Here is a 10,738-nt window from a genome sequence, read left to right as displayed (position 1 = left end):
CGGCTGAAGGCGTTGTGATTTCTCGTGTCCCGGACGCGCGAAGCGCGAGCCGGGACCCAGAAAGCAACGTGGGAAAGTGGACGTGGGCCCCGGCTCTGCAGCGCACCGCTAAATAGCGCTGCGCTGCGTGCGGGGCACAAGAGCGGCTTAAGCCGCCTGCTTCTTCAGCCCGAACGCCTCGGCCAGCAGCGAATACGATTTCTTCCGTGCCTCGTGGTCATACACGGCGGTGATCACCATCAACTCGTCCGGCCTGCTTGCGTCCATCAGCGGTTGCAGCTTCTTCTGCACCGTCGAGGGACTACCGACGAACAGGCGCGAGCGGTTGCGCGCGATCGAGACGCGCTCGGAATCCGTATAGGGATAGGCCAGCGCCTCCTCGACGCTCGGCAGCGGCAGATATTGGCCACGGTCGCGGCGCAGGCGGTTGAGATCGAATGACGTGGCAAGTCTATCGGCCTCCTCGTCCGTGTCGGCCGTGATGACGGCAACGGCGAGGATCGCATGCGGCGTCGCGCGCCAGGCCGAGGGCTGGAAGCGATTGCGGTAATGCACCATCGCGTCGATCGCATCGTGAGACGCGAAATGATGCGCGAAGGCGAAACCCATGCCGACTTGCGCTGCAAGCTCCGAGGAATAGTCGCTGGAGCCGAGCAGCCAGATCGGCGGCAGCGGCGTGTCATCAGGCATCGCGACGACGTTGTGATAGGGGTGGCCTGCGGGGAATTCGCGAGTCTCCCACAGAATCAATTCGTGCAGCCGCTCCAGGAAATCATCGCCCTCGCGGCGGTCGAGCCGGCTGCGTAGCGCATAGGCCGTCGCACCGTCGGTGCCGGGCGCACGGCCAAGGCCAAGGTCGATGCGGCCGGGAAACAGCGCCTCGAGCATCTTGAAGCGCTCGGCCACCACCAGCGGCGCGTGGTTGGGCAGCATCACACCGCCGGACCCGACGCGGATATGCTTGGTCACCGCCGCGATCTGCCCGATCATCACGTCGGGTGCGGGGCTCGCCACCGAGGCGAGGTTGTGGTGCTCGGCGAGCCAGTAGCGGACATAGCCGAGCCCGTCGGCATGACGCGCCAGGTCGATGCTGTTGCGAAGCGCAGCGGCGGGCTTTGTGCCTGTGGTGACGACGGAAAGGTCGAGGACTGAAAGGGGGATCATGGCGCAACAACGTAGCGAAGGCCCGGGCGGCGGCAATGGGCCACCAGCGCAGATCTGGCGTGTGCGGGCCGAGAGGTCTTTGGTTTGGGAGGACCCTGACGTTGGGACGAATGGAGGCTATGAGAAGCCAACTTCATGCTGCCCACAGCACAGAGGCGATCTCCTCAGTCACAGTTTATGATGCAAGATATTGATTTTAGTATAAAATAATTCTAAGTAAGCCCCTTCCCACTCAACACCATTGCGACGCAATATTTCGTCTGATCTGGCAGTAAGTGGGCCACTTCCCATCCTCGATGGGCTGTCGAGCGGCCCGCCTTTGCCGTATCTTAGCCGCTCCCAGACTAGACCCGGCCGCCAGCCCCGCTGGCAAGCCTCTGCAGTGAGTGGTGCCATGACTGATTTGACGAATCCTGCCCGCGCCGAAGGGCAAGATGGGTACCTGAAGCGGCCTGCGATCTCGTTCGAGTTCTTTCCGCCCAAGACGGAAGATATGGAGCGGAATCTCTGGGAAACCATCAATCGGCTGGCCCCGCTCGACCCGAAATTCGTCTCGGTGACCTATGGCGCCGGTGGCTCGACCCGCGAGCGCACTCACTCGACCATCTCCCGCATCCTCAAGGAGACCGCGCTGCTGCCCGCCGCGCACCTGACCTGCGTCGGCGCTTCCCGCGGCGAGATCGACGAGATCGTCGACCGCTATCACGAGGTCGGCGTCCGCCACATCGTGGCCTTGCGCGGCGATCCCGCCGGCGGCATCGGCACACCTTATTCCAGCCATCCCGAGGGCTATCAGAGTTCTGCGGACCTCGTCGCCGGCATCAAGAAGCGGCACGCGGATATCGAGGTGTCCGTCTCGGCCTATCCCGAGAAGCATCCTGAGGCGCGCGATTTCGACGCCGATATCGACACGCTGAAAGCAAAGGTCGACGCCGGCGCGACGCGCGCGATCACGCAGGTCTTCTTCGATAACGACCTCTACTTCCGTTATCTCGACCGCGTCCGCGCGCGCGGCATCAACATCCCGATCGTGCCGGGCATCATGCCCATGCACAATTTCAAGCAGGCCCGCAATTTCGTCACCCGTGCCGGCACCACCGTGCCGGACTGGTTTGCCGCGAAATTCGAGGGCCTCGACGAGGACGCCGAGACGCGCAAGCTGGTGGCCGCGACCGTTGCGGCCGGCCAGGTGCAGAAGCTGGCAAAACACGGCGTCGACACCTTCCATTTCTACACCATGAACCGCGCCGATCTCGTGTTCGCGATCAGCCATTTGCTCGGCATCCGCGCCAAGAGCGCGCAGAAGGCGGCGTAAGACAACATGACCGCAACTCCCTCTCCCAAGCGAACTGCCCTGCTCGACGCGGCCCGCGCGCGCATTCTCGTGCTCGACGGCGCCATGGGCACGATGATCCAGAACCTGCAGTTCGACGAGGCTGCCTTCCGCGGCGAGCGCTTCAAGAATTTCCATCGCGACCTGCGCGGCAACAACGATCTGTTGATCCTGACCCAGCCGCAGGCGATCGAGGACATCCACACCGCCTATTTGCGTGCGGGCGCCGACATCGTCGCGACCAACACGTTCTCGACGACCTCGATCGCGCAGGCCGATTACGACCTCACTGACATCGTCTATGAAATGGCGCGCGAAGGCGCCCGCCTCGCCGGCAACGCGGCCCGCCGTGTCACCGCCGAAGACGGCAAGCCGCGCTTCGTCGCCGGCGCCATCGGACCTACCAACCGCACCGCCTCGATCTCGCCTGACGTCGCCAATCCCGGCTACCGCGCCGTCACCTTCGATGATCTGCGCAAATCCTATGGCGAGCAGATCCGCGGTCTGATTGATGGCGGCGTCGACCTGCTACTGGTCGAGACCATCTTCGATACGCTGAATGCCAAGGCGGCGCTCTATGCCATCGCCGAGATCACCGAAGAGCTCGGCATCGACATGCCGGTGATGGTGTCGGGCACCATCACTGACAAATCCGGCCGCCTGCTCTCCGGCCAGCTGCCGGAGGCGTTCTGGAATTCGGTGCGGCACGCAAAACCCATCACCATCGGCTTCAACTGCGCGCTCGGCGCCGAAGATCTGCGCGCGCATATCGCGGACATCGGCCGCGTCGCTGATGCGCTGGTCTGCGCCTATCCGAATGCCGGCTTGCCCAACGAGTTCGGCCAGTATGACGAGACCCCGGAATACATGGCGCGCCTGGTCGGCGAGTTCGCCCGCGACGGCCTCGTCAACATCGTCGGCGGCTGCTGTGGCACCACGCCGGACCATATCGCGGCGATCGCCGCCGCGGTCGCCCCGCACAAGCCGCGAATCGTACCTGAGATCGCACCCAAGCTTCGGCTCTCCGGGCTCGAGCCGTTCGTGCTGACGGATGCTATCCCATTCGTGAATGTCGGCGAGCGTACCAACGTCACCGGCTCGGCCCGCTTCCGCAAGCTGATCACCGCCGGTGACTACACGGCAGCGCTGCAGGTCGCGCGCGACCAGGTCGAGAACGGCGCGCAGATCATCGACGTCAACATGGACGAGGGGCTTCTGGATTCGGAAGCCGCGATGGTGACTTTCCTCAACCTCGTCGCCGCCGAGCCCGACATCGCCCGCGTCCCCGTGATGGTCGACTCATCAAAATTCTCGGTGATCGAAGCCGGCCTGAAATGCGTGCAGGGCAAGCCGGTCGTCAACTCGATCTCGATGAAGGAAGGCGAAGAGAAGTTCATCCACGAAGCCAAGATCGCCCGCCGTCATGGCGCGGCGGTCGTGGTGATGGCGTTCGACGAGGTCGGCCAGGCCGATACGTTCGCGCGCAAGACCGAGATCTGCAAGCGCGCCTACGACATCCTGGTCAACAAGGTCGGCCTCCCGCCTGAGGACATCATCTTCGACCCAAATATCTTCGCGATCGCGACCGGCATCGAGGAGCACAATAATTACGGCGTCGACTTCATCGAGGCGACGCGCTGGATCCGGCAGAACCTGCCGGGCGCGCACATCTCGGGCGGCGTGTCGAACCTGTCGTTCTCGTTCCGCGGCAACGAGCCGGTGCGCGAGGCCATGCATTCGGTGTTCCTGTATCACGCCATCAAGGCCGGCATGGATATGGGCATCGTCAATGCCGGTCAGATGATCGTCTATGACGACATCGACCCCGAGCTGCGCCAGACCTGCGAGGACGTCGTCCTCAACCGCGACCCTGGCGCGTCCGAACGCCTGCTTGCGCTTGCCGAGAAATTCCGCGGCAAGAAGACCGAATCCAAGGAAGCTGATCTCGCCTGGCGCGAATGGCCGGTGGAGAAGCGGCTCTCGCACTCGCTGGTGCATGGCATCACCGAGTTCATCGAGCAGGATACCGAGGAAGCCCGCAAGAATTCGTCGCGCCCGCTCGACGTGATCGAGGGGCCGCTGATGGCCGGCATGAACGTGGTCGGCGATCTCTTCGGCGACGGCAAGATGTTCCTGCCGCAGGTGGTGAAGTCGGCCCGCGTCATGAAGCAGGCGGTGGCCTGGCTGATGCCGTTCATGGAGGAAGAGAAGGCGCGCAATCTCGCCAATGGCATCGGCGCTGAAGGCTCCTCCTCGGCCGGCAAGATCGTGCTCGCCACCGTGAAGGGCGACGTCCACGACATCGGCAAGAACATCGTGGGCATCGTGCTCCAGTGCAACAATTACGAGGTCATCGACCTCGGCGTGATGGTGCCGGCGGCCAAGATCGTCGAGACCGTCAAGGCGGAGAAGGCCGACATCGTCGGTCTCTCAGGCCTGATCACGCCCTCGCTCGACGAGATGGCATTCTTCGCCGGCGAATTGCAGCGCGAAGGCCTGAAGCTGCCGCTGCTGATCGGCGGCGCGACAACCAGTCGCGTGCATACGGCTGTGAAGATCGATCCGAGCTATCGCGCCGGTCCCGTCGTTCACGTCAACGACGCCAGCCGCGCGGTCGGTGTCGCCTCCTCGCTGCTGAGCCCTGAGAAGCGCGAGGCCTATGCCGCCGAGGTACGCGCCGAATACGCAAAGATCTCCGAGGCGCATCTGCGCGCGCAGGCGGATAAGAAGCGGCTCAAGCTCGCCGATGCCCGTGCCAACCGCGTGCCGGTCGATTTCGCGGCGAACAAGCCGGTGAAGCCGACCTTCCTCGGCATCAAGAGCTTCGACGACTACGATCTCGCCGAGCTGGTGCCCTATATCGACTGGACGCCGTTCTTCCAGACCTGGGAGCTCGCTGGCCGCTTCCCTGCGATCCTCAAGGACGACAAGGTCGGTGAGGTCGCGCGCTCGCTCTATGACGACGCGCGCAAGATGCTCGACACCATCGTCAGGGAGAAATGGTTCCGGGCGCGCGCCACGGTCGGCTTCTGGCCGGCGAATGCGCAAGGCGACGACATCGTGCTCTATGCCGACGAGAGCCGCACCAAGAGCATTGCGACGCTGCACACGCTGCGCCAGCAGCTCGAGAAGCGCGAGGGCCGCTTCAACGCGGCGCTGTCAGACTTCGTGGCGCCTACAGGCGTGCCCGACTATGTCGGCGGCTTCGTCGTCACCGCCGGGATCGGCGAGGATGCGGTTGCCGATCGCTTCAAGATGGCCAACGACGACTATTCCTCGATCCTGTGCAAGGCGCTGGCCGACCGCCTCGCCGAGGCGTTCGCCGAGCGGATGCATGCCCGCGTGCGCCGCGAGTTCTGGGCCTACGCGCCTGACGAGGCGCTCTCGAGCGAGGAGCTGATCCTGGAAAAATATCAAGGCATCCGCCCCGCGCCCGGCTATCCCGCGCAGCCCGACCACACCGAGAAGGCGACGCTGTTCGAGCTGCTGGATGCCGAAGCCACCGCCGGCGTGAAGCTGACCGAGAGCTTTGCGATGTGGCCGGGCTCTTCGGTCTCCGGGCTCTATTTCGCGAACCCCGAGAGCTATTATTTCGGCGTCGGCAAGATCGAGCGCGACCAGGTCGAGGACTACGCCGCCCGCAAGGGCATGAGTGTCGCGGAGACCGAGCGCTGGCTCGCGCCGGTGCTGAACTACATCCCGTCGCAGCAACCGACCGACAAGGCATTTGCCGCGACGCCGGCGAATGACGAGCCGTCGAACGACCTCGCCACGCATCCGCCGGGCTGCACCTGCGCAGTGCATCTGGTCTGGCAGAAGCGGCGCGCGGGCGCGGGATAGGCAGCTCCGACGGCGAAACGCGAAAACAACCCCATGCACAGTAGGATGGGGTTGAAAGGCCTGACGCAATTTCGGCCTTGCCGAAAAAGACTTGTTCCGTCGGGCAAAACACCTGTATAAGTGCAGGATCGGATGGTGCGCGTGATGGCCACCGCCGTCATTCCGGGGCGCGCGTAGCGCGAGCCCGGAATCCATTTATCCGCACGACCCGTCGCATGATGGATTCCGGGCTCGCGCCAAATGGCGCGCCCCGGAATGACAGAGGGGCTCACCCCTTCGGCGGGGCCAGCGGCTGCACGATCTCCTGGAACGGAGCCAATGCCTCGCACCGATCGACGTGGGCGGCGAGCGCGGGATAGTGCGCCGCGTCGAACAGGTCGGAATGCGCCTCGCGGGTGAAGCGGACGACGCAGGCAACCGCGATGTCGGCGTGGCCGATGCGCGTCCCCAGCCAATATGGCGTCGTCACCGTCGCGCGCTCGGCCTCAAGCACCTTGAGCACGTCGCCGATCTGCGCCTGGCAGCGCTCGACCCATAGCGCCAGCTGCTCCTTCCGCAGCACGCGCTCGTAGAGCAGGCTGACTGCCTTGTCGCCGAGGCCGGTCGCAAGCGCGCAGATGCGCAAATGCTTGCGCCGATCGACGCCACTGCGCGGCAGCATCGCCTTGTCGGGCCCGACAAGCTCGTCGAGATAGTCCAGGATGATGGTGCTCTCGATCAGCGCCTCGCCATCGTCGAGCACCAAAGTCGGCACCCGGCGCAACGGATTGTACGGCGCGATCTTGTCGGCGTCGCCGAAGGTCGACCACGGTCTGTGCTCGAAGGCGAGCCCGTAAAGCCGCAGCGCAATCGCGACGCGGCGGACGAAGGGGGAATCATATTGGCCGATCAGGAACATGGTTCTCGCTCTTCTCTGTCGTTGGACAAGGCAGGGCCAGCCAGTTCATCGTCAACGCACGCGAAGCGCAACAAATATCTCGGAAGGAGAGCATTGCGTACACTGCAAGAACGCGGAATCAATAGGACGTCCAGCCGGGAGTCGTCTCATGCGCTTACGATCATTCGCCGTGCTCACCCTGCTCATCGCGACGAATGCCGCCCACGCGCAGGACCGCCCGATCGGCTTCTTGACGCCGTCGAAGAACATCGCCTGCCAGTTCTCCAGCGATAACGGTCAGGGCGTTCTCCGCTGCGACATCATGGCGACCGATGCGCTGCCGCGCCGGCCCGCCGATTGCGAACTCGACTACGGCCGCGCCTTCGAGATGAGCGCGAAGGGAGCCGCGGGGCGCATCTGCGCCGGCGACACCATCATGGACCCGTCACTGCCGGTGCTCGCCTATGGCGAAGTATGGCAGCGCGCCGGCTTCACCTGCCGGTCGGAGCAGACGGGACTGACGTGCTTCAACGCCATGCAACACGGGTTTTCGCTGGCGCGGGCGGAGCAGAAGGTGTTTTGAGGGCGCCCCCCGCACTCCGTCATTGCGAGCGCAGCGAAGCAATCCAGAATCCCTCTGCGGAACGATTCTGGATTGCTTCGTCGCATCCGTGCAAAATTGCTACGCAATTTTGTCACGATCTCCTCGCAATGACGGTGTGGTAACTGCCTCACAGCCCATCCCTGATCGCGCGCTTCAAGGCCGCGATTGCCGTCTCGTCGCGCTTGTACATGGTCCATTGCTTGATGCGCTTGGCGCGCACCAGTTTGGCCGATGTCAGCACCCGCATATGCTCGCTCACGGTTGGCGCGCTGACGCCGAGCTTCTCGGCGATCAGCAGGCCGCAGACACCGTCCTCGACCAGGTCGCCGTCGACCTGGGCGCGAAAATGCCGCCGCGGATCCCGCAGCCATTCCAGGATCTGCAGGCGCCGCTCGTTGGCCAAGGCGCGCATGGCGGTTGCGAATTTCATTTAGCCATTTTGCTAAATACCTAATTGATGTCAACACCCGGACGCGGTAGCATTCACCACCATGACAGCACCATCAGACATCACCCGCGAACGGATCGCGGCGACCGAGGCCGTCATCCGTCCGCACATCCGCCGCACGCCGCTGCTCGAGGCCAATCTCGCCGATTTCGGTCTGCCTGCAGCGCCCGTCACCTTCAAGCTCGAAATGCTGCAGCACTCCGGATCGTTCAAGGCCCGCGGTGCGTTTGCCAATCTGTTGCTGCGGCAGGTGCCGCAAGCCGGCGTCGTCGCCGCATCCGGCGGCAATCACGGCGCGGCGGTGGCCTATGCGGCGCAACGCCTCGGCATTCCCGCCACGATCTTCGTGCCTGATATCACCTCGCCGGCCAAGGCCGAACGGATCAGGTTCTATGGCGCCGAGCTCGTGACCGCCGGCAGCCGCTATGCCGATGCACTCGCGGCCAGCGAAGCGCATGTCGCGCGGACCGGCGCGCTTGCCGTTCATGCCTATGACCAGGCCGAAACGCTGCTCGGCCAGGGCAGCGTCGGACTGGAGCTGGAGCAGGACGCGCCTGAGATCGACACGCTGCTGGTGGCCGTCGGTGGCGGCGGCCTGATCGGCGGCATCGCGGCGTGGAGCGCCGGCAGGACGCGCATCATTGCCGTCGAGCCGGAGCTCTCGCCAACCCTGCACAACGCGTTCGAGGCGGGCGCCCCGGTCGACGCGCCGGCGGGCGGCCTCGCCGCCGACAGCCTGGCTCCGCGGCGCGTCGGTGCGCTGATGTTTCCGATCACGCGCGCCCATGTCGAGCGCGTCCTGCTCGTCAGCGACGATGCCATCCGGCAGGCGCAGCAAGCGCTCTGGTCGAGCCTGCGCCTCGTCACCGAGCCCGGCGGCGCCGCCGCATTCGCGGCGCTGCTGTCCGGCGGCTATCGTCCCTCTCCCGGCGAGCGCATCGCGGTTCTGGTGTGTGGGGCGAACACGACGGCGGTCAGTTTCGACAGCTAGCGGCTGGACGGCGCCGCCCTCGCCTTTCGTCATTGCGAGCGCAGCGAAGCAATCCAGAGTCTTTCCGCGGAGGGATTCTGGATTGCTTCGCTGCGCTCGCAATGACGGCGTGACGAGAACCGTACAGACCCGATGGGGCGCGGCGGCGTAACCCGCAGGGGCAATCGCACATGCTTTCAAGGAAGTGTCGCGAGCTTGCCCCGCCTCTCCCGCTTGGGGGAGAGGCCGACGCGCCCCGGGCGAAGCGAAGCATCGTCGCGAGCGCGGCGGGTGAGGGCTCTCGCCGCGCAGAGACTTCCTCGGCAATTCTCAACACCCCAACGCGGAGAGACCCTCTCCCCAGCCCTCCCCCGCCTACCGGCAGGGTGATCGCATATGGCGGATTGCGTTGGTTGGAGATGCTTGGGCGACAAACTCGTCGTGCCCGGGCTTGTCCCGGGCATCCACGTTCTTCGCTGACCTCCCAAAGACGTGGATGGCCGGGTCAAGCCAGTACAAGCCCGGCCATGACGACGGAGAAATCCTCTCAAAGATACTTCTTCAAATCCGCTGCGGCCTCTTCCGGGGTCCGCTTCAGGTTGAACGGCGAGACGAAGCGGCCGTCGCGGTCCATCAGATAGATCAGCGCGGTGTGGTCCATGGTGTAATCGCCGTCCTTGGTCGGGACCTTCTTGGCGTAGACCCGGTAGGAGGTGATCACCTTGGCGGTCTCGGCGGGATCGCCGGACAGGCCCTCGAGATGCGGATCGAAGCTGGACAGATAGTCCTTCATGGTCGCGGGCGTGTCACGCTCGGGATCGACCGAGATGAAGACGGCATTGACCTTGTCGGCGTCCTTGCCCATCGCGCGCAGCACTTCCGACATCTCGAACAGCGAGGTCGGGCAGACGTCAGGGCAATGGGTGTAGCCGAAGAAGATCAGTGTCGGCTTGCCCTTGAGATTCGCCTCGGTGACGGCCTTGCCGTTCTGGTCGGTGAGCTGGAACGGGCCGCCGATCGCGGCCGGCTGCGCCACCTTGCTGACCCCGCCCATGGCCCAGAACAGCACCAGGAGGCCGACGACGAGGCTCGAGGCGAAGGCGGTCGCGATCACCAGCGGACGGGCAGTGGAGCTCATGGGCGGAAGACTTCCTGTCGCGGGTCAGAAGCAGGCGGCAAAACCCGATCTGATCATTTCGAAGAACACCTGCGTGCCGTAGTGGAACCAGAGCGCAAGCGCGCCGATCACCATCAGCCCGCCGATTCCGGCCCCAAGCCACAGCAGCACGGATGGCGTGCGGCCGGCATTGGGCGAATTGTCCTGTAGCGGATGTGCCTGTTGCACTGGTTGAGCCATGACAAGGATCGGGTTCCCTGCCGCTGAAATAGGCGCTCAGGCGTGGTCGGGCAAGCCAAACGGGGGCGGACGGAGATCAATTGGTGATGATGGCGCTCGGCTATCGCCCCACCCTCGTCATGCCCGGGCTTGTCCCGGGCATCCA

9 protein-coding genes are annotated in these 10,738 nt (G+C 64.6%); 4 read left to right on the top strand and 5 right to left on the bottom strand.

Going from position 1 to position 10,738, the window contains the following annotated elements; translation table 11 throughout:
- Positions 1-147: 147 nt before the first annotated feature.
- The gene (locus Q0687_RS23445) at positions 148-1,164 is read right to left on the bottom strand and encodes an LLM class flavin-dependent oxidoreductase (protein WP_298881992.1); all 1,017 of its coding nucleotides are present in this window, start codon (positions 1,162-1,164) and stop codon (positions 148-150) included.
- Positions 1,165-1,558: 394 nt separating this feature from the next.
- Here Q0687_RS23445 and metF point away from each other — a divergent pair, with 394 nt between their 5' ends.
- Positions 1,559-2,479 (top strand): methylenetetrahydrofolate reductase [NAD(P)H], encoded by a 921-nt coding sequence (metF, locus tag Q0687_RS23440; protein WP_298881990.1) that lies wholly within the window; start codon positions 1,559-1,561, stop codon positions 2,477-2,479.
- A gap of 6 nt (positions 2,480-2,485) precedes the next feature.
- Positions 2,486-6,337, top strand: coding sequence for a methionine synthase (metH, locus tag Q0687_RS23435; protein ID WP_298881988.1), 3,852 nt, complete (start codon positions 2,486-2,488; stop codon positions 6,335-6,337).
- Between the two features lie 268 nt (positions 6,338-6,605).
- Here the strand turns inward: metH and Q0687_RS23430 are convergent, their stop codons facing one another.
- A complete protein-coding gene (locus Q0687_RS23430; RefSeq protein WP_298881987.1) occupies positions 6,606-7,235 on the bottom strand; it encodes a glutathione S-transferase family protein in 630 nt (209 codons plus the stop codon).
- 148 nt (positions 7,236-7,383) lie between these two features.
- On the opposite strand from Q0687_RS23430, the gene Q0687_RS23425 reads away from it, so the two are divergent.
- Positions 7,384-7,797, top strand: coding sequence for a DUF6636 domain-containing protein (locus Q0687_RS23425; RefSeq protein ID WP_298881986.1), 414 nt, complete (start codon positions 7,384-7,386; stop codon positions 7,795-7,797).
- Between the two features lie 148 nt (positions 7,798-7,945).
- On the opposite strand, the gene Q0687_RS23420 is transcribed toward Q0687_RS23425, so the two are convergent.
- On the bottom strand, positions 7,946-8,248 hold the full coding sequence (locus Q0687_RS23420; RefSeq protein ID WP_237863137.1) for a helix-turn-helix domain-containing protein: 303 nt from the start codon (positions 8,246-8,248) through the stop codon (positions 7,946-7,948).
- A gap of 61 nt (positions 8,249-8,309) precedes the next feature.
- Between Q0687_RS23420 and Q0687_RS23415 the strand changes: the two genes are divergently transcribed.
- The gene (locus Q0687_RS23415) at positions 8,310-9,257 is read left to right on the top strand and encodes a threonine/serine dehydratase (protein ID WP_298881979.1); all 948 of its coding nucleotides are present in this window, start codon (positions 8,310-8,312) and stop codon (positions 9,255-9,257) included.
- 526 nt (positions 9,258-9,783) lie between these two features.
- Here Q0687_RS23415 and Q0687_RS23410 read toward each other — a convergent pair.
- Positions 9,784-10,374 carry an SCO family protein gene (locus tag Q0687_RS23410; RefSeq protein ID WP_298881976.1) on the bottom strand — a complete coding sequence of 197 codons (591 nt, stop codon included), beginning with the start codon at positions 10,372-10,374 and terminating at the stop codon, positions 9,784-9,786.
- 24 nt (positions 10,375-10,398) lie between these two features.
- Positions 10,399-10,593 (bottom strand): hypothetical protein, encoded by a 195-nt coding sequence (locus Q0687_RS23405; protein WP_298881974.1) that lies wholly within the window; start codon positions 10,591-10,593, stop codon positions 10,399-10,401.
- Positions 10,594-10,738: the final 145 nt, after the last annotated feature.

This window comes from uncultured Bradyrhizobium sp., from assembly GCF_936928535.1.
Taxonomy (GTDB): domain Bacteria; phylum Pseudomonadota; class Alphaproteobacteria; order Rhizobiales; family Xanthobacteraceae; genus Bradyrhizobium.
The sequence above is the reverse complement of the archived record's forward strand: the minus strand, read 5'-3'. Positions and strand labels throughout refer to the sequence as shown.